Source organism: Vibrio marinisediminis (assembly GCF_014050145.1).
In the GTDB taxonomy this organism is placed as follows: domain Bacteria; phylum Pseudomonadota; class Gammaproteobacteria; order Enterobacterales; family Vibrionaceae; genus Vibrio; species Vibrio marinisediminis.
This window is the reverse complement of sequence record NZ_JACFYF010000003.1, coordinates 320,271-339,130: the sequence shown is the minus strand read 5'-3', so window position 1 is coordinate 339,130 and position 18,860 is coordinate 320,271. Positions and strand designations below refer to the sequence as shown.

17 protein-coding genes and 1 riboswitch are annotated in these 18,860 nt (G+C 44.2%); of the genes, 6 read left to right on the top strand and 11 right to left on the bottom strand.

Annotated features, from left to right (window positions below; genetic code table 11):
* Window position 1: 1 nt before the first annotated feature.
* A complete protein-coding gene (locus tag H2O73_RS08305) occupies window positions 2-256 on the top strand; it encodes a YfhL family 4Fe-4S dicluster ferredoxin (RefSeq protein ID WP_182108375.1) in 255 nt (84 codons plus the stop codon).
* 43 nt (window positions 257-299) lie between these two features.
* Here the strand turns inward: H2O73_RS08305 and H2O73_RS08300 are convergent, their stop codons facing one another.
* The 8 genes from H2O73_RS08300 to queA form a co-directional block, all read right to left on the bottom strand.
* Window positions 300-608 carry a hypothetical protein gene (locus H2O73_RS08300; protein WP_182108374.1) on the bottom strand — a complete coding sequence of 103 codons (309 nt, stop codon included), beginning with the start codon at window positions 606-608 and terminating at the stop codon, window positions 300-302.
* 292 nt (window positions 609-900) lie between these two features.
* Entirely contained in the window at window positions 901-1,761 is an 861-nt protein-coding gene (gene mepA, locus H2O73_RS08295; protein ID WP_182108373.1) for a penicillin-insensitive murein endopeptidase, read from the bottom strand.
* Between the two features lie 44 nt (window positions 1,762-1,805).
* Window positions 1,806-2,138, bottom strand: a complete 333-nt coding sequence (locus tag H2O73_RS08290; RefSeq protein WP_182108372.1) for a DUF1904 domain-containing protein — start codon at window positions 2,136-2,138, stop codon at window positions 1,806-1,808.
* A 141-nt stretch (window positions 2,139-2,279) separates the two neighbouring features.
* A complete protein-coding gene (gene secF, locus H2O73_RS08285; protein ID WP_182108371.1) occupies window positions 2,280-3,227 on the bottom strand; it encodes a protein translocase subunit SecF in 948 nt (315 codons plus the stop codon).
* A 14-nt stretch (window positions 3,228-3,241) separates the two neighbouring features.
* Window positions 3,242-5,098 (bottom strand): protein translocase subunit SecD, encoded by a 1,857-nt coding sequence (gene secD, locus H2O73_RS08280; RefSeq protein WP_182108370.1) that lies wholly within the window; start codon window positions 5,096-5,098, stop codon window positions 3,242-3,244.
* Window positions 5,099-5,118: 20 nt separating this feature from the next.
* On the bottom strand, window positions 5,119-5,445 hold the full coding sequence (gene yajC / locus H2O73_RS08275) for a preprotein translocase subunit YajC (protein ID WP_182108369.1): 327 nt from the start codon (window positions 5,443-5,445) through the stop codon (window positions 5,119-5,121).
* Window positions 5,446-5,639: 194 nt separating this feature from the next.
* On the bottom strand, window positions 5,640-6,773 hold the full coding sequence (gene tgt, locus H2O73_RS08270) for a tRNA guanosine(34) transglycosylase Tgt (RefSeq protein WP_182108368.1): 1,134 nt from the start codon (window positions 6,771-6,773) through the stop codon (window positions 5,640-5,642).
* A 165-nt stretch (window positions 6,774-6,938) separates the two neighbouring features.
* Entirely contained in the window at window positions 6,939-7,991 is a 1,053-nt protein-coding gene (gene queA / locus H2O73_RS08265) for a tRNA preQ1(34) S-adenosylmethionine ribosyltransferase-isomerase QueA (protein ID WP_182108367.1), read from the bottom strand.
* Window positions 7,992-8,272: 281 nt separating this feature from the next.
* On the opposite strand from queA, the gene H2O73_RS08260 reads away from it, so the two are divergent.
* Both H2O73_RS08260 and H2O73_RS08255 read left to right on the top strand, forming a co-directional pair.
* Complete coding sequence (locus H2O73_RS08260) at window positions 8,273-10,213, top strand: HAMP domain-containing methyl-accepting chemotaxis protein (protein ID WP_182108366.1); 1,941 nt, start codon at window positions 8,273-8,275, stop codon at window positions 10,211-10,213.
* Between the two features lie 241 nt (window positions 10,214-10,454).
* Window positions 10,455-10,898, top strand: a complete 444-nt coding sequence (locus H2O73_RS08255; protein ID WP_182108365.1) for a CBS domain-containing protein — start codon at window positions 10,455-10,457, stop codon at window positions 10,896-10,898.
* A 154-nt stretch (window positions 10,899-11,052) separates the two neighbouring features.
* Here H2O73_RS08255 and aceA read toward each other — a convergent pair whose 3' ends face one another.
* The 3 genes from aceA to H2O73_RS08240 all read right to left on the bottom strand — a co-directional run bounded on the left by aceA (window position 11,053) and on the right by H2O73_RS08240 (window position 15,589).
* The gene (gene aceA / locus H2O73_RS08250) at window positions 11,053-12,363 is read right to left on the bottom strand and encodes an isocitrate lyase (RefSeq protein WP_182108364.1); all 1,311 of its coding nucleotides are present in this window, start codon (window positions 12,361-12,363) and stop codon (window positions 11,053-11,055) included.
* 99 nt (window positions 12,364-12,462) lie between these two features.
* Window positions 12,463-14,100 (bottom strand): malate synthase A, encoded by a 1,638-nt coding sequence (gene aceB / locus H2O73_RS08245; RefSeq protein ID WP_182108401.1) that lies wholly within the window; start codon window positions 14,098-14,100, stop codon window positions 12,463-12,465.
* 583 nt (window positions 14,101-14,683) lie between these two features.
* On the bottom strand, window positions 14,684-15,589 hold the full coding sequence (locus tag H2O73_RS08240) for a hydrogen peroxide-inducible genes activator (RefSeq protein WP_182108363.1): 906 nt from the start codon (window positions 15,587-15,589) through the stop codon (window positions 14,684-14,686).
* A gap of 199 nt (window positions 15,590-15,788) precedes the next feature.
* Here H2O73_RS08240 and H2O73_RS08235 point away from each other — a divergent pair, with 199 nt between their 5' ends.
* The 3 genes from H2O73_RS08235 (at window position 15,789) to H2O73_RS08225 (ending at window position 18,652) form a co-directional block, all read left to right on the top strand.
* A complete protein-coding gene (locus H2O73_RS08235; RefSeq protein WP_182108362.1) occupies window positions 15,789-16,397 on the top strand; it encodes a peroxiredoxin C in 609 nt (202 codons plus the stop codon).
* Window positions 16,398-16,685: 288 nt separating this feature from the next.
* Window positions 16,686-16,761: riboswitch (Fluoride riboswitch) on the top strand.
* A gap of 189 nt (window positions 16,762-16,950) precedes the next feature.
* Window positions 16,951-17,643 (top strand): iron-sulfur cluster assembly scaffold protein, encoded by a 693-nt coding sequence (locus tag H2O73_RS08230; protein ID WP_182108361.1) that lies wholly within the window; start codon window positions 16,951-16,953, stop codon window positions 17,641-17,643.
* 16 nt (window positions 17,644-17,659) lie between these two features.
* Window positions 17,660-18,652, top strand: coding sequence for a GGGtGRT protein (locus H2O73_RS08225; RefSeq protein WP_182108360.1), 993 nt, complete (start codon window positions 17,660-17,662; stop codon window positions 18,650-18,652).
* The last annotated feature ends 208 nt before the right edge of the window (window positions 18,653-18,860 follow it).

Sequence of the window (18,860 nt, the reverse complement as noted above, 5' to 3'; positions counted from 1 at the left end):
CATGGCGTTATTGATTACAGATAAGTGCATCAACTGCGATATGTGCGACCCAGAATGCCCGAATGGTGCAATCTCAATGGGTAGCAGCATTTTCGAAATCGATCCTAATCTATGTACTGAATGTAAAGGGCACTATGACAAACCAACTTGTCAGTCAGTTTGCCCAATTACCAAGTGTATTATCACTGACCCAAATCACGTTGAAACTGATGAAGAGCTGCTAGAAAAGTTCGTCATCATTCAAGGTTTAGCTTAAAACGAAAGGCTCATCGATTGATGAGCCTTTTTTCTGTTTGACCTTAGCCAGATTTGATAATGGGGAAGATATTACAATACAGCTCTTTCTCAAACTGATACTCCAAGTGCTCTCGCCAATTAACCGCTTTACCTATTGGGACCAAATAAAAGGTCTCACGAGAGGTATCGGTAACAAATGCTATTCCATGTGCCATCAACTCGTAATGCACATCATGAACAAATCCAGGGTCTAACCTTTGCCTTCCAGTAAGATGATTTACCTCCTCACGGGAAATCGTTACTGATTCTGTAGCACTGCTAAATCTCAGCTTTAGCCACTCGGCAAAATCTTTTGCACATACCATAGTCATGGGAGTGTCCTTGCTTTCTATATCATAGGAGGTAAGCCAAGCATCCTATTTTATTATTTACACCCAAGTGCCTAGTACTATGAGGCGGTATATGGGCATACACGTCAATTCACCAACTGTTATTATCATTTTTAAAATTTGATCTCGTGGTTGCGGGAATATTCAGTTAACGCATCTAGATACATATCCATCAACCTACCTTTTAAATCTAGGTGAGGATAAGATTATTCTCCAGCCAGCACGCATCAAAACTCACAGCAGAAATGATGACTAATAAGGCTAGATAAAAAAATTAACGTGTTTGATCAACAAGCTGAGTGCATAGTTGCGGCAGGATTTTTTTTGGTTTTGGCTTCACTTTGGCAATCGATACAGGGCGATTTTCATCTTTAGCTTTGGCTCGGTACGCTTTAACGTCGGGTTTTGGGCGCCAACTGGCAACCTCCATTCCACAGCCATCCCCTTTTGGAGGCGGACTCTGCTCAACACAACTGCTCTCACCATCAGGGCAATGCAAACGAACATGCATATGATAGTTATGCCCCCACCATGGTCTGATTTTACGCAGCCAAGCTCTATCACCACCTTCAAGGTTACACAGCTTTTCTTTGATAAGTGGATGAACAAATATCCGTGCTACCTCTTCATCTTGCGCAGCCATTTTCATTAGACCGAAGTGACGACTATCCCAATGACTAGGAATTAATGTATAAGCCGACATATTGACTAAGCTTTTTGGTGTTGGCACTTTTAGAGCTGCGTCAGAAAGTTTGGCGTCAGCTAAACGGAGCCATATATCGACATCCAGACCAGTTTGGTGACTACTGTGCCCAGATGAAAATCGACCACCTTGCGGCAATGACATATCACCAATAAGAAGATGAGTTCGTAGATCTTGCTGAGCTTGAGCGGATAAACGTTGGACAAACGCTATAGTATTTGGGTGTGCATAATAACGCTGGTTCTGGCTGCGCAGTACTTGATAGCCATAACCTTTGAGGGGCAGCGCCTTGGCGCCAAATAGACAGCCATTGGCATAACTGCCAATGGCTTCTGGTGCGAGCCGATTCGGTTGTGAAAAAGACTCCCACGGTGAAGAAAGCGATGAAAATGAGACAAGAGATAGAGTGATAGCTAACCATGTCATCTTCATTGCTTCACCTCAATTTATTCGTGCATTGCGTGGTGATACTCGGCTTAGTAATGCTCAGCGTTATCGTAGTAGCCGCTTGCATTCAGAGCGGTAAAAATAACCGCAACGTTAACATCTTCACCCATCACACCACGGACTTGTTCAGTCAAGATTTTAGCTACGGCATCTTGCTTCTCTTGTCCACGATCAAACCACAATACCTCAACGAATGGGTAAGCAGCGCTCACTTCACCTTCATGATAAAACGTAGTGTAAACATACTCAAAAGTGAAATCTTCACGAGGGCAATCCATGTATGGTTGCAGTGCATCGATCAGAGGTTTTGATAATGTTTGTACCGTTTGAGGTTCAACTGCTCTAAAACGAAAATGTGGCATCTTTTGTTTCCTAATTATGGTTATGTTTTTACTTATCGCTATGATACCCATTTGCTAGGCAAAGGGTACAGCCAAACTCATACTGCTGTCGCAGAGAGATAAAAAAGCCGCTGATATCAGCGGCTTTTTTCGTTTAAATGCTTATGGCATCTCGTCGAACTCTGCACCCTCTTTTTCTACTTGAGGTGGCATTAAATGTTCTCTGGTAATACCCAACTTCCACGCCAGCGCCGAAGCCACGTAGATAGATGAGTAAGTACCAACGGTGATACCAAGTAACAATGCGGTCGCGAAACCGTGGATCATTGCGCCGCCTTGAGCAAACAATGCGATCACCACGAATAGCGTTGTTCCCGAAGTAATCAAAGTACGGCTCAATGTTTGAGTAATCGCACTATCGATGATCTCTGCAGGTCCACCTTTACGCATACGGCGGAAGTTTTCACGAATACGGTCGAAAACAACGATGGTATCGTTGAGCGAGTAACCGACAACGGTCAATAGTGCCGCAACGATAGTCAGATCAACTTCAATCTTCATCACTGAAAATACACCCAGCGTAATGATGATATCGTGCGCCAGTGCTAATACTGCACCCGCGGCTAGACGCCATTCAAAACGTACTGATACGTAGATCAGAATACAGATTAGTGACACAAGAATTGCCAAGCCGCCCGCTTCTGTCAGTTCGTCACCCACATTTGGACCAACGAACTCAATACGACGCATCTCAACTTCTTTACCCGTGCCATCTTTGATTGCTGAAATAATTTGGTTGCCTAATGTCTCACCTGAAATATCTTCACGTGGACTTAAGCGCACCATCACATCACGAGCACTACCAAAGTTTTGTACAATCGCATCACCAAAGCCATTTGCTTCTAATGATGTACGGATTTCATCAAGTTGAGCCGGTTGCTCAAAACCCACTTCAATTAAAGTACCGCCAGTAAAATCTAGACCCCAGTTCAACCAGTTAGTTGAAAGAGTATAGAACGACGCACCAATCATCAGCAGCGAGAACATAAAGGCAAATTTTGACCAACGTAAAAAGCCGATCGTTTTTTCTGCTTTTAGAATCTGAAACATATTAATTCCTAGCCTTAGATCGACAATTTATCAACGCGCTTACCACCATAAAGCAGGTTAACCACACAACGGGTACCTATGATTGCAGTAAACATCGAAGTCAAAATACCAATAGATAACGTTACCGCGAAGCCTTTCACCGCACCCGTACCTACTGCAAATAGAATAATTGCAGTCATCAGAGTGGTAATGTTGGCATCGGCGATGGTGCTAAATGCATTGGCATAACCTTGGTGAATGGCTTGTTGTGGCGAACGCCCTTCAAGCAACTCTTCTCGAATACGTTCAAAGATAAGTACATTGGCATCAACCGCCATACCGACCGTCAAAACAATACCGGCAATACCTGGTAAGGTCATCGTCGCCCCCGGAATCATCGACATAATACCGATAATCAACACAAGGTTTGACATCAGAGCTAGGTTCGCAATCAAGCCAAATTTACGGTAGTAAACTGCCGTGAAGAGCATAACTGCCAACATACCCCAAATACACGCCTGAATACCCATATCGATATTCTGTTGACCCATAGATGGACCTATCGTACGTTCTTCTACAATCGAGATTGGCGCTATTAGTGCACCAGCACGAAGTAGCAACGCAAGGTTGTGTGCTTCAGCCGTTGAATCAATACCAGTAATACGGAAGTTACGACCTAGCGCAGATTGAATCGTTGCTTGGTTGATCACTTCTTCATGCTTAGACAAGATAACTTTGCCTTCAGCTGTCTTGCGACCACTGTCTTTGTATTCAGCAAATACCGTTGCCATTAACTGACCGATATTTTTCTTCGAGAATGCCGACATCTTGTTACCACCTTCGCTATCCAGCGTGATGTTAACTTGAGGGCGACCATATTCATCCACGCTTGAGCTTGCATCCGTGATGCTTGCACCGCTTAAGATGATACGTTTCTTCAGAACAACGGGACGACCGTCTGTGTCGAGTTTAATTTCAGAACCCGCTGGCGCGCGACCATTTGCCGCCGCTGCAAGATCCGCTTTAGAATCGACTTCGCGGAATTCTAGCGTTGCCGTAGCACCTAGAATTTCTTTAGCGCGAGCAGTGTCTTGAACACCAGGCAACTCAACCACAATGCGGCTAGCGCCTTGACGTTGAACCAATGGTTCAGCAACACCTAACTCGTTCACACGGTTACGAAGAATGGAAATGTTCTGCTCAACAGCGTAGTTACGAATCTCTTGCAGACGTTGCTCTGTGAATGATGCACTTAGCGCAAAACGACCATTGCTATCAGATTCGGTAAACACCATATCTGGGTGATTCTTTTCAAGTAACGTTTTTGCTTGTGCCAGTTGCTCTTCATTACGAAGTAACACTTCTACTGCATCTTTACCTGAAGGACGAATAGCTCGGTAGCGAATTTTGTCTTCACGCAGTTCACTGCGGAAAGCTTCTTCCTGCTGACCGACCAACTTCTCCATTGCCGCGTCCATATCCACTTCCATCAAGAAGTGAACACCACCACGTAAATCAAGACCCAATTTCATTGGTGAAGCACCAATCGCTTCGAGCCAGTTTGGAGTAGCTGGTGCAAGGTTAAGCGCCACGATAGTATCTTTACCGAGGGCTTCACTGACCACGTCACGCGCACTGATTTGAGTATCAGTGTTGTTGAAACGTACAAGAATCGATCCATTCTCTAAAGCAATGGATTTAAAGGAGAGGCTCTGTTTATCAAGAGCTTGAGTGACAGAATCCAGCGTAGCCATATCTACAGAGGCGCCGCGCGCCCCTGTAACTTGAATTGCCGGATCTTCACCGTAGAGATTTGGAAGTGCATACAATGCCGCGATAGCGATGGTAAACATCACCATCAAGTACTTCCATAACGGATAACGGTTTAGCACAGCGAGGATCCTTTAGCTGTCTATAGAGATTTCAGTGTACCTTTTGGTAGCACTGCTGATACGAAGTCTTTCTTGATAACTACTTCGTTGTTCGCATTAAGCTCGATAGTGATGTAGTCGTTCTCTTCTGCGATTTTAGTGATCTTACCAACCAAACCACCGCTTGTTAGAACTTCATCACCTTTGCCCATTGAAGCCATTAGGTTTTTGTGCTCTTTAACGCGCTTAGATTGTGGACGGTAGATCATGAAGTAGAAGATCACTGCGAACATCGCTAGCATGATAATCATTTCGAAACCGCCACCTGCTGGTGCTTCTGCTGCTGCGTGAGCTTGAGAAATAAACATGAAAAAATCCTCTATTATATTTTTGATTATCCAACAAATTGGGCTTTCGCTTTTTATATTCAAGCATGCATATCTCTATTAGAGATCGCACTCTCAAAAATATCGAGCTTTTGCTTATTTGTTAGGCTGATATGTCGATTAACAGACCAGCCATTAATAAAAGCCTTAGGTAATAACCTAAGGCTTAAATCTGATTACTGTTTGCCTAGTGGCGGCACTTCGCGGTTGCGGCGAGCATAAAACTCTTCCACAAACTGTTCGAAGCGATCTTCGTCAATCGCCTTACGAATGCTTTCCATCAAACGTTGGTAGTAACGTAGGTTGTGGATAGTATTTAGGCGTGCACCTAGGATTTCGTTACAACGATCCAAATGGTGTAGGTACGACTTAGAGTAATGCTTACAAGTGTAACAGTCACAATGCGGATCTAATGGTGTTGTATCTGTTTTATGTGTCGCATTACGGATCTTGATCACACCGCCGGTCACAAACAGGTGTCCATTACGTGCATTACGCGTTGGCATTACGCAGTCAAACATGTCGATACCACGACGTACACCTTCTACTAAATCTTCCGGTTTGCCAACACCCATTAAGTAACGAGGTTTGTCTTGAGGAAGTTGCGGACAAGTGTGCTCTAGCACGCGGTGCATGTCTTCTTTAGGTTCACCAACTGCTAGACCACCAACGGCATAACCGTCAAAGCCAATTTCAGTTAGACCTTTTACCGAAACATCACGTAGGTCTTCATAAACACCACCTTGAACGATACCAAATAGGTTGTTCTGGTTCTCTAGCTTATCAAAGTGATCGCGTGAGCGTTGTGCCCAACGTAGAGACATCTCCATTGATTTCTTGGCTTCATCGTGTGTCGCTGGGTATGGCGTACACTCGTCGAAGATCATAACGATGTCAGAACCTAGGTCTTTTTGGATTTCCATCGACTTTTCTGCGTCCATGAAAATCTTGTCACCGTTTACAGGGTTGCGAAAATGCACACCTTCTTCAGTGATTTTACGAATATCACCAAGGCTAAATACTTGGAAGCCGCCTGAATCGGTCAAGATAGGACCTTGCCAGTTCATGAAATCATGCAAGTCACCGTGCATTTTCATCACTTCTTGACCAGGGCGTAACCATAGGTGGAAAGTGTTACCTAGCAGAATCTCTGCACCGGTCTCTTTCACTTCTTCTGGTGTCATACCTTTTACCGTACCGTAGGTACCAACAGGCATAAATGCTGGAGTCTGAACACTGCCGCGCTCAAACGTTAGCTGACCACGACGTGCATTGCCGTTAGTCTTTTTTAAATCAAATTTTAACTTCACGAAGCCTCCAATGTCAGAGAAACAGTCTGACTTTGATGTCGGGCATTAAGCCCAATAAGGAGCGGTCGCACATTCCCTGCGAGATATGAGAAGTTGCCTTCTCATCCCTAGCCTACTGCTAGCACTCGTAAACTTTTAAAACTGCTATTCAAGCATAAGACAGCGCTAAACTGTCTTTTTCTCAATAAACATAGAATCACCGTATGAGAAGAAACGGTAGTTATTCTCTACCGCATGCTGATACGCATTCATCGTATTCTCATAACCTGCAAACGCACTGACTAACATAATCAGCGTCGATTCAGGCAGGTGGAAGTTAGTGATCAAACAATCCACTAACTGATATTCGTAACCTGGGAAAATAAATATTTCAGTGTCACCAAAGAAAGGCGCAAATTCAGTGCCTTTTTTCAACGCATCTTGCGCTGCACTCTCTAGCGAACGTACCGACGTCGTCCCCACAGCAATCACTCGACCACCGCGAGCTTTGGTTGCTTTGATTGCCTCAACGACGTCTTGCGTCACTTCAACATATTCTGCGTGCATGTGGTGATCATGGATATTGTCGACTTTCACGGGTTGGAAAGTACCCGCACCCACATGCAGTGTAACGTAAGCCAGCTCTGCGCCTTTGGCTTTAATCTTTTCAAGCAGCACTTCATCAAAATGCAAACCTGCTGTTGGCGCAGCGACTGCACCCGGCTTTTGGTTATAAACCGTTTGGTAACGCTCTTTATCTGCGTCTTCATCAGGACGGTCAATATAAGGCGGTAAAGGCATGTGACCAATTTGCTCTAGGATCTCTAGAACGGTTAGGTCTGAATCAAATTTCAATTCAAACAATGCATCGTGACGTGCAACCATTTGTGCAGAAAACTCGTCGTTTTCACCAAGAATAATGGTAGAACCCGGTTTTGGTGATTTAGAACAGCGGACATGCGCGAGAATGCTTTTCTCATCCAGCATACGCTCCACCAGCACTTCAAGCTTACCGCCAGACTCTTTACGACCAAACATACGAGCGGGAATCACTCGGGTATTGTTAAACACCACTAAGTCACCAGCTTCAATATGGTTTAAGACATCATTAAATGTGCCGTCAACTAGTTCACCGCTATTGCCATTGAGTTGCAATAAACGACTCGAGGTACGCTCCGGTTGCGGATAACGTGCAATTAATTCATCAGGAAGGTCGAAATGGAAATCAGATACTTGCATGTCTTTGGTCTTAAATCGAGTTAACAATAGGGGTCACGAAGCTTTTCGCAGCCGACTAGTATATGTCGAGAAGGCGCAATAGCAAGGAGAGATGTTGTAATCAAATTTGATCAACGAGCAATTACTCTCACTTTATCGAGTTCAATAGAAAATTAAATTGTAAAACGGTAGCACTGACGCTCGCTTTGTAACAAAATATTGCAACTATTAATAAGAATAATAATAACGATAGCTATTTTTAATGGTTAGCCATCACAATATTATTAAGGTAGATGATCAATATGACATTAAAACAGCAGCTCACGTATGGTTTTGGAAGCATCATACTATTGCTACTAATAACCAGTGCTATCTCGATATTTCGTTTCAGCGATACCAGCCAAGGTTTTCACTCCTATCGCAACCTCGCACTTGCTAGCGTCAACAGTGGCAGAATCCAAGCCAACTTGCTCGACGCACGCCTCGCGGTAAATAAATACATAAAAAAACAAGAACGTACGACGTTAAACACCTTTGATGATCGCATCAAATCAACACTTAGCTTGATCGAACAGACTGAGCACTTAGATCTCAAAGATACACATACGCGAGAATTCAAAGCAATAAAACAACAAATTAATCAGTACCAAGCGACATTTCAAAGCGTTATGGAACTGATCAAGCAGCGCAATGCATTAGTCAGCCAAGATCTCGATCCAAATGGCTCTACCATGCGTGAAACCCTATCATCAATGATGACAGTCGCACACAACTCAGGCGATACCGAGCTGGCACTCTATGCCAGTGAGTTACAAGAAAGCGTCCTCACCGCCCGTCTGTACGCCAACAAATTTTTGATTAACAACGCAGCTTCCGACGCAGAAGCAACTCAAAAAGAGTTTGCTCATATTAGACAGAGAGAAACAGCACTAAAAACATACCTTGTTACGACAGCACAAAAAGAGCAATTCACTCAATACCAGCAAGCTTTCACCGCCTACAGCCAGGCATTTGACCGTATCTCTGCGACAATCAACAAGCGCAATCAACTCATCAGCGCTCAGTTGGACGTGATTGGAGCTCAAGCTGCTCAAGCTGTTGAAAACATCAAGTTAACCACCAAAAAAGAACAAGATACCGTTGGTCCTAACATGGTTCAGCAACTTAGCAGTGCCGAAACCATCATTCTTTGGTTAGCGTCAATTGCAACCTTAATTGCCCTTGCGGTTGCATCATTCATCTACCGCAATATCAACCGTGTAGTGGGCGGTGAACCGACCGAAATTCAGCAACTGGTGCAAGATGTTTCAAAAGGCGATCTATCAACCGATATAAAAATTACCGGTAAAGAGAGTGGTATTTACGCCAACATTTTAGAAATGCGCGCTGAACTACGTCGCATCATTGAAGGCTTCCACACTATCTCAGAAAGTGTTTCTTCAGCCTCTGTTGAACTGGCAGCGGTCATGACACAAACCGAAGCGAATGCCCAACAAGAACTTAGCCAAGTTGAACAGATTGCAACGGCAATCAATGAGCTTTCAAGCACCGCAAGTGAAGTAAGCCATAACGCTTCATCGGCAGAACAGGCGGCAACAGGCGCTACAGACAGTGTGCAAAGTGGACAAACCGCGCTGCGCTCATCGGATGAAGTCTCACGTGACGTTGAGCACTCAATTGAAGAAACGAATAACATTGTTAACCAACTTAGAGAATACTCAATTGAAATCGGTACCGTGGTTGAAGTAATCAATGGCATCTCAGAACAAACCAATTTGCTCGCGCTAAATGCAGCGATAGAAGCGGCCCGCGCTGGTGAGCAAGGACGTGGCTTTGCCGTCGTTGCCGATGAAGTGCGCTCTCTAGCTGCAAAAACTCAGCAGTCTACAGTGGACATACAAGAGATCATTTCTCGCTTGCAAACTCAAGCAGAAGAAGCGAATAAGTTTATGGCGACCAACATGACCTTAGTGGAAGGCTCGCGAAGCATTAGTCAACAACTTGGTGATTCATTCGTGGCCATTGCTCATTCTGTTTCACTGATTTCTGATATGAATACTCAGGTAGCGACAGCCTCTGAAGAACAATCAAGTGTGACTCAAGATATTTCACAAAATGTCAGTTTAACCTTTGATATCGTCAATCAGAATGTGACGGGAATTCAAGAGAGCCAAAAGGCGAGTGAGGAACTATCAAACCTTGCTGCAGAGCAAAAACATTTACTTAATTTCTTTAAGTTGTAAGCCTCACTATTAGAGCAAAACACTCATCTTTTCTGGTGAGTGTTTTGCTTTCAAATCAATACCACCGCGCCCCTATTCCTTTGAAAAATTTACTTACCTTTAACGCGATTTATTTTGATTAGAAAATTGGGACGGCTCCCAAAATAATGCGTCAATTACTCCTATAGTATTAAGAGAGATTACTGAATTTTAGCTATTAGCTTTGCGGTAATAATCTGCGCAAATAACTAGGGAGGTTGCCATGATCAAAGTCGAAGATATGATGACTCGTAACCCGCATACATTGTTACGTTCTCACCAACTTGTCGATGCAAAACACACCATGGAAGCATTAGACATTCGCCATATTCCAATCGTTGATGGTGACCGACATTTACTCGGTATCATTACTCAACGCGATGTACTCGCAGCACAAGACTCAACCCTGCATGAAGTACAAGAAGAACAATCCTTCACCCTCAACACCCCCATTTACGAAGTGATGTGCACTAACGTCATGAGTGTGACACCAAAAGCAGGCTTAAAAGAAACCGCGCTCTATATGCAAAAACATAAAGTCGGTTGTTTACCTGTGGTCGATAAAGGTCGATTGGTTGGCATTATTACCAATAGTGATTTTGTCTCTATTGCTATTAGCTTATTGGAACTACAAGAGGAAGTAGAACCGGAAGAGATGGAAGACTAAACAAAAAAAAGAGCGGCCCGAGCCGCTCAAAGAACATCAAAATTATGCCTAAATTTATATCTCTATCCTAGGGGTGTATTAGGAACAGAAATGACATCTCGTTAAGTGATTGTATACGTCCGACTCGAACAATCACCTAACTAGATTTGTTTGACTAGAACTGGTCTTCTTCTGTAGAACCAGTTAGAGCCGTTACTGATGATTTACCACCTTGAATAGTGTTAGTCATCTTATCGAAGTAACCAGTACCCACCTCTTGTTGGTGCGCAACGAAAGTGTAACCCTTCTCTGCCGCTTCGAATTCTGGACGTTGAACTTTCTCAACATAGTGACGCATACCTTCGCCTTGTGCGTAAGCATGTGCCAGTTCAAACATGTTGAACCACATGTTGTGAATACCTGCCAGAGTAATGAACTGGTATTTGTAGCCCATGTTCGCTAGCTCTTGCTGGAATTTTGCGATGGTTTCAGAATCTAGATTCTTCTCCCAGTTAAACGATGGCGAGCAGTTGTACGCCAATAGCTGATCTGGGTACTCCGCATGAATTGCTTCAGCAAACTTACGCGCTTCCTCCAGACAAGGGGTTGCAGTTTCACACCAAATAAGGTCTGCGTATGGTGCGTAAGCTAGACCACGAGAGATAGCTTGGTCGATACCTGCGCGAACGCGGTAGAAACCTTCTTGTGTACGCTCACCTTCGATGAAGTCTTTATCATACGGGTCACAATCTGATGTTAGTAGGTCAGCTGCGTTCGCATCGGTACGAGCGATAACTAGCGTTGTTGTGCCTGAAACATCCGCAGCAAGGCGCGCTGCTACCAGTTTTTGAACCGCTTCTTGAGTTGGTACAAGTACTTTACCACCCATGTGACCACATTTTTTCACTGACGCTAATTGGTCTTCAAAGTGAACACCTGCAGCGCCCGCTTCAATCATAGACTTCATTAGCTCGTATGCGTTTAGCACACCACCAAAGCCTGCTTCTGCATCAGCTACGATAGGTAGGAAGTAATCAATACCACCTTCGTCTTCTGGAGATTTACCGCCAGACCATTGAATTTGGTCAGCACGACGGAATGAGTTGTTAATACGCTTAACTACCGATGGTACTGAGTCAACTGGGTACAGAGACTGATCTGGGTACATGGTTGAAGCAGTATTGTTATCTGCAGCCACCTGCCAGCCTGACAAGTAAATCGCTTCGATACCTGCTTTTGCTTGCTGTACTGCTTGACCACCCGTTAGTGCACCAAGGCAGTTCACGTAGCCTTTCTTAGAGCTGCCATTGACCAAGCCCCAAAGTTTATCAGCACCACGTTGAGCGATAGTGTTTGCAGGCACCATAGAGCCACGCAGTTCTACAACTTCATCAGCAGTATAAGGACGTTTTACATTGTTCCAGCGTGGGTTGGTTGCCCAATCTTTTTCAAGAGCTTCGATTTGTTGGCGTCGAGTAAGTGTCATCGGTCTATCCCTCATTTAATGCGCGTTGCGCTTTTTATCTTTGCTGGTGGTACATCCATATCCACCAGTATTCCTTCACGTTATTTGTTCGTTACGGCACTAGTCTAAGTAGTCGTAACCTGGAATGGTTAAGAAGTTAGTTAGCTCATCACTGGTGGTTAACTCTGCCATCAACTTAGCCGCTTCTGTAAAGCGCCCAGCTTGATAACGAGCTTCTCCCACCTCTTGCTTCACTACTTCGATCTCTTCTGATAGGTATTGCTCAAACAAGGCTTTAGTCACCACTTGCCCATTATCTAGGTCTTTACCGTGTTGAATCCATTGCCATATTGACGCACGGGAGATTTCAGCTGTTGCCGCATCTTCCATTAAGCCGTAAATCGGTACACAACCGTTGCCTGAGATCCAAGCTTCGATGTATTGCAGCGCAACACGGATATTATGTCGCATGCCTTGCTCAGTACGTTCACCCGTACAAGGGGCGAGCAGTTCTTCAGCAGTAATCGGCGCATCATCGGCTCGGCTCACATCCAATTGGTTGGTTCGCTCACCCAGAACATTGCTAAATACATCTATGGCAGTGTCTGCAAGTCCTGGATGAGCTACCCAAGTACCATCATGACCATTGTTAGCTTCCAATGATTTATCGTTATAAATTTTATCGAGTACTTTTTGGTTTTCTACTGGGTCTTTAGCCGGAATAAACGCAGCCATCCCACCCATAGCAAACGCACCACGCTTGTGACAAGTACGAACTAATAGTCTTGAGTAAGCATTAAGAAACGGTTTTTCCATCGTTACAACTTGGCGATCAGGCAGCACGCGGTCTTGATGTTTTTTCAATGTCTTAATGTAACTGAAGATGTAATCCCAGCGACCACAGTTCAGACCGACAATATGCTCTTTCAGTGAGAACAGAATTTCATCCATTTCGAATACAGCAGGTAATGTCTCAATCAAAACCGTCGCTTTGATCGTGCCGGTATTTAAACCAAAGTAATCTTCCGTAAAGTGGAATACTTCACTCCACCACTTCGCCTCATGGTGAGACTGCAACTTAGGTATATAGAAGTAAGGACCACTGCCTTTCTTCAATAGGGCTTGATAGTTGTTATAGAAATAGAGCGCGAAGTCGAACAGAGCACCAGGGATGATCTGGTTATTAAAAGTGACGTGTTTTTCTTTGAGATGTAGCCCACGAACACGACAGATCAGTACCGCTGGATCTTCGGCCAGTTCATAATGCTTGCCATTGCCTGGATTGGTATAGCTAATCGTGCCACGAATTGCATCACGCAAGTTCACTTGACCATCTAATACCTTCTCCCACGCTGGTGACATTGAATCTTCAAAGTCAGCCATGAACACTTTCACATTCGCATTTAACGCATTGATGACCATTTTACGATCCGTCGGACCGGTAATTTCTACACGACGGTCCTGAAGATCACTTGGAATACCAAGGATTTTCCAACTACCTTCGCGGATATCCTGCGTCTCTGGCAAAAAGTCTGGTAGCACTCCTGCATCAATACTTGCTTGTTTTTGTTCTCGTGCCGCGAGCAACCCTTCAATTCTTGGCGCAAATTGCTCACACAGTAATGCGAGAAAAGTTTGCGCTTCCGCAGGGTAAATCGCTTGATGTTGTGGGGCCACCTCACCAGTGGTCTTTAACAAGGATAGAGTTTCTTGGGCTTCCTTGGTTGATTGTGTTTTATCAGGCGTTTGAGCAAGCATGGTTTCTTCCTTTAAATCTGTCACCGTAATTACATTTGTAACTTACAGACGACATTTCCATTTGTATTTCCGACATTCTAAGACGACTTCGACTGCGCTCTTAGGCTCTACAATTGATGATTTGGTTGCTGAAATCAATCTAGACATAAGTCTTACTGAGCCTTTATTTAAATTACCTCAGCAGAGTTATTAGAAAAAGGGGGGAAGTGAAGTTTGAAGTTTTATTCGGTAGTGGAAAAACGGATACCCAACCACCTCAAAGTGTTACTGGTTACGTAATTTAATTTCAGTGTAATTTGGGGTGTAAATTTTATTCAAACACACGTTTGAATAATGACATGACTAGTTTTAATCTTTTAACTCAAGCAGTTAAGTGAAGTATCAAATAGAAATTCAAACAGCGATGGAAATTTTATATGTAAAATTAACAATGTGAAATTCCACAATTTCATGAAATCTTCAAAAATTAATTGCTGTAAAATTTTACAAGTTAAAGTTGACCATTAGAATAAAAAACTAAAAAACGCACCAGAAGCAGTGCGTTTAAGTGTCATATGTGCGATTCGTCGGCTAATACTTATTGCTAAAGTAACTCTGATACCACATCAGCCAACTGATTAAATGTGTTAACTCGTGAAGAACTTGGTCGCCAAACCAACCCAATATGTCGATGGGCCTGCTGACCTGGTGGATCGACGACCACTAAATTCTGATTATCAATCAAGCCATGATCAATCGCCATTTGCGGAATAAAGGTGGTACCCAAACCATTCGCCACCATTTGCACTAAGGTATGCAGGCTCGTCGCGGAGAATGGGTTTATCTTCTCTTTAGCGGTCAGTTGACACGCAGATACGGCGTGCTCAGTTAAACAGTGCTCTCTCTCTAATAGAAAAACAAATTCATCAGGTAAGTCGGCGTAACGGATCGGCACCTTAATCGCTTCGGCTTGATTACGGCTAATGATCATACGAAACGGATCACTACCAACAATCTTACTGTCCATACCGTCTATTTCTACGGGTAAAGCTAAAATAAGCACATCAAGCTCACCGTGGCGCAAAGCCGCTAAAAGGTTCGTGGTTGTATCTTCCCGCAGTAACATATTCAAACTAGGAAAGCGTTGGTTAACCTCTTGCACTAAATCACACAGCAAAAAAGGGGCAATAGTCGGAATACAGCCCACTTTGAGTTGCCCTTCCATATCTCCGCCTTGGCAAAGCAGACCGAGTTCAACTAAATCTTGACCTTTTGCCAATAAATCTCGCCCTTGCTGCACCACTAGCTCTCCCGCATGGGTAAAAACCAGTGGGCTCTTTTTGTCTTTCTTTTCATACAGAGGGCAACCAATCAACTCTTCAAGGTTTTGGATACCTTTACTTAATGTCGACTGGCTTACAAAGCACTTCTCTGCCGCATCACTAAAGTGGCGAGTTTCATGCAAAGTGACTAAATAATGCAGTTGCTTAAGGCTGGGCCATTTATTCATAGTTTTATCGTTACCTTTTGCTCAGGCAGTGATCGAATCAGCAGAATCAAATCTTATCGCTTTTTTCGATTAACTTAATCTATTTATTTCGCTTTTTTCAATACTACAATCTGTACTATAGTTTGTCTCGTACAAACACGGACTGAATCGAAACAGAGTTTATCGATTCGGAACTAACCATATATTTAGGAGCAAAAAAATGGTACTAGTTGGTCGTCAAGCCCCTGACTTTACTGCAGCAGCTGTTCTAGGTAACGGCGAAATCGTTGATAGCTTCAACTTTGCAGAATTCACTAAAGGTAAGAAAGCGGTTGTTTTCTTCTACCCACTAGATTTCACTTTCGTTTGCCCATCAGAGCTGATCGCTTTTGACAACCGTTTTGAAGATTTCAAAGCAAAAGGCGTTGAAGTAATCGGTGTTTCTATCGATTCACAGTTCTCTCACAACGCATGGCGTAACACGCCGGTTGAGAACGGCGGTATCGGTCAAGTTAAATACCCTCTTGTTGCTGACGTTAAGCACGAAGTATGTAAAGCATACGACGTAGAGCACCCAGAAGCTGGCGTTGCTTTCCGTGGTTCTTTCCTAATCGACGAAGATGGTCTTGTACGTCACCAAGTAGTGAATGACCTACCACTAGGTCGTAATATTGATGAAATGCTACGTATGGTTGACGCTCTAAACTTCCACCAGAAACACGGTGAAGTATGCCCAGCACAATGGGAAGAAGGCAAAGCAGGTATGGACGCATCACCTAAAGGTGTAGCAGCGTTCCTATCTGAGCACTCTGCTGACCTAGCTAAGTAATTTAGCCAGCGACGCAAAACCGAGTTAAGTAATTAACTCGCTATTACCCCCGCTCAACGGGTAATCGGTTGGACAAATAAAGCATAAGCGCGAAAAAGCGCAGCGCCAATCAGTAATAGTAAAGTCTCAAGTAAAAGCCCGATGTATCGCATCGGGCTTTTTTATTTCTACTGAACTAAGCATATTGAGGTTACTTGGTTATATATTGATTTCCACATAGCGCCATTCGTTTTTAGATCAATACGGTCTATAAAAGCCATTGTAGATCACACTTTATCGGCGCTATGATGCTTTCACGGTGATGGGGTTCCACCTTAACCTTTGGGTTAAAACCGCAACAATAGCTGATGACTCCTACAGAAACGAAAACAGGTCTGCCTGTTGGATCGGCTATTTATAAATAGCTGAACGAGTTCTGTAGTGATCAAGCTAACTCTCCTCCAACCCCACCTGTTTTCTCAACATCAAAAAGATATCCAGCGACTGGCTTATCCAAAAGCGAATCGCCTGTTGTGCCTACTACGGCATAGATTTCTTATACTGGGAAAACATTATGCAATACTCACACGAAATCCAATCTATGTGCCCTATTCAACGGGGTGCTCTCCATGCTTCAGCACCTATTCCTATTGAAGGGGCAATGGTCAGCCCTAAAGATGTGATTGCAATTTCTGGTTTAAGCCATGGCGTGGGGGCGTGCGCACCGCAGCAAGGCGCGGCAAAACTCACCTTGAATGTTAAACACGGCATCATCGAAGAGGCGTTAATTGAAACCATTGGCTGCTCGGGTATGACCCAATCGGCTGCAATGGCGGCTGAGATCCTCACTGGTAAAACCATTCTTGAAGCACTCAATACCGACTTAGTCTGTGATGCAATAAACGTCGCGATGCGTGAGATTTTCTTGCAGTTTGTTTATGGTCGTAGCCAATCTGCCTTCTCTGAAGGTGGGCTAGAAATTGGCGCTGCATTGGAAGATTTAGGGCAAACTCAGCGCAGCCAAGTGGGCACAAGCTATGCCACCAAAGCCAAAGGCGTCCGCTATATGGAACTGGCAGAAGGCTACGTGACTCAACTGGCATTAGACGACAACAGAGAAGTAATTGGTTATCAATATCTCAATTTAGGCAAGATGATGAAAGCCATCAATGAAGGCGTGCCCGCAGACCAAGCAGCCATAGCGGCAACTGGTACTTACGGTCGCTTCGATGAAGCCATCACTACCATCAATCCACGCCAAGCTTAATTTGAGGAGAAGCCAAATGAACACTCAATATACCCCAGCCATCACTCAACTACTTAATGAAATGCAGCTTACTTCTCTTCAACAGGCACAACACTACTGTTTGGAACATGGTATCGATGCCAAAGCCTTAGTGCTTGATACCCAACCCATCGCATTTGAAAGCGCTGCTGACGCTTACGCTCTCGGTACCGCACTGGCTATTTATCGCCAAGCACGTAGCGCTGAACAAGCCGCGCATATCATTGGCGAGGGTTTACAAGCGGTCACTAAAGCTGGCAGTGTTGCAGAACAGCGCCAAGTAGGTTTAGGTCATGGTGCACTTGCCGCTAGACTACTCAATGAAGAGAGCCAATGCTTCGCCTTTCTTGCTGGACATGAATCCTTTGCCGCCGCCGAAGGGGCTATCAAAATTGCACTTAACGTCAATAAGTCTCGTCGTTCACCATTAAAAGTGATCCTAAATGGTTTAGGTAAAGATGCGGCATATCTTATCTCACGCATCAACGGGTTTACTTACGTTCGCACTCAATTTGACTATCAAACCGGAGAGTTGCATGAAGTAGAACGTCGTCGATTTTCCCAAGGTGTGAGAGGCGAGATTCTTTGTTACGGCGCTGACGATGTTCGCGAAGGGGTTGCTATTATGCACCGTGAGCAAGTTGACGTCAGTATTACTGGGAACTCCACTAACCCTACTCGATTCCAGCACCCTGTGGCTGGCATTTATAAAACTGAGCGGATCCGTCAGGGTCACCCTTATTTCTCGGTCGCCTCTGGCGGTGGCACAGGCAGAACATTGCACCCTGACAATGTCGCAGCAGGTCCAGCGTCTTATGGCATGACCGATACTCTAGGTCGAATGCACGCCGACGCACAGTTTGCTGGCAGCTCTTCAGTCCCTGCGCATGTTGCCATGATGGGCTTTATCGGCATGGGCAATAACCCAATGGTGGGGGCAACAGTGGCGCTGGCTGTAGCCGTTGGAGAGTTGAATCGAGCAAAAGCTTAACTCTTGTTTTCATCTCTATATGGAGAGCCTTCATTGGCTCTGCATATAGACTTTTTCTGCGATTGATTAAACCTCTAATCGGACAAAACTATCGCTATTCAGACAAAGCGTATCCTTCTACGGACTTTCTTGTTTATATCTCTTTTCACTGTTCCTTAGTGTCATTATGATGCTCATACAAATTCCAAGTTCTTGCTATTGAATCGGC

Bases quoted from the DNA above. Each gene is read 5' to 3' on its own strand.
- H2O73_RS08305 (WP_182108375.1), top strand. From the start codon at position 2: ATGGCGTTATTGATTACAGATAAGTGCATCAACTGCGATATGTGCGAC.
- yajC (WP_182108369.1), bottom strand. From the start codon at position 5,445: ATGTTTATTTCTCAAGCTCACGCAGCAGCAGAAGCACCAGCAGGTGGC.
- H2O73_RS08300 (WP_182108374.1), bottom strand. From the start codon at position 608: ATGACTATGGTATGTGCAAAAGATTTTGCCGAGTGGCTAAAGCTGAGA.
- secF (WP_182108371.1), bottom strand. From the start codon at position 3,227: ATGTTTCAGATTCTAAAAGCAGAAAAAACGATCGGCTTTTTACGTTGG.
- queA (WP_182108367.1), bottom strand. From the start codon at position 7,991: ATGCAAGTATCTGATTTCCATTTCGACCTTCCTGATGAATTAATTGCA.
- mepA (WP_182108373.1), bottom strand. From the start codon at position 1,761: ATGAAGATGACATGGTTAGCTATCACTCTATCTCTTGTCTCATTTTCA.
- H2O73_RS08255 (WP_182108365.1), top strand. From the start codon at position 10,455: ATGATCAAAGTCGAAGATATGATGACTCGTAACCCGCATACATTGTTA.
- aceB (WP_182108401.1), bottom strand. From the start codon at position 14,100: ATGCTTGCTCAAACGCCTGATAAAACACAATCAACCAAGGAAGCCCAA.
- H2O73_RS08225 (WP_182108360.1), top strand. From the start codon at position 17,660: ATGAACACTCAATATACCCCAGCCATCACTCAACTACTTAATGAAATG.
- aceA (WP_182108364.1), bottom strand. From the start codon at position 12,363: ATGACACTTACTCGACGCCAACAAATCGAAGCTCTTGAAAAAGATTGG.
- H2O73_RS08240 (WP_182108363.1), bottom strand. From the start codon at position 15,589: ATGAATAAATGGCCCAGCCTTAAGCAACTGCATTATTTAGTCACTTTG.
- H2O73_RS08260 (WP_182108366.1), top strand. From the start codon at position 8,273: ATGACATTAAAACAGCAGCTCACGTATGGTTTTGGAAGCATCATACTA.
- H2O73_RS08235 (WP_182108362.1), top strand. From the start codon at position 15,789: ATGGTACTAGTTGGTCGTCAAGCCCCTGACTTTACTGCAGCAGCTGTT.
- H2O73_RS08290 (WP_182108372.1), bottom strand. From the start codon at position 2,138: ATGCCACATTTTCGTTTTAGAGCAGTTGAACCTCAAACGGTACAAACA.
- H2O73_RS08230 (WP_182108361.1), top strand. From the start codon at position 16,951: ATGCAATACTCACACGAAATCCAATCTATGTGCCCTATTCAACGGGGT.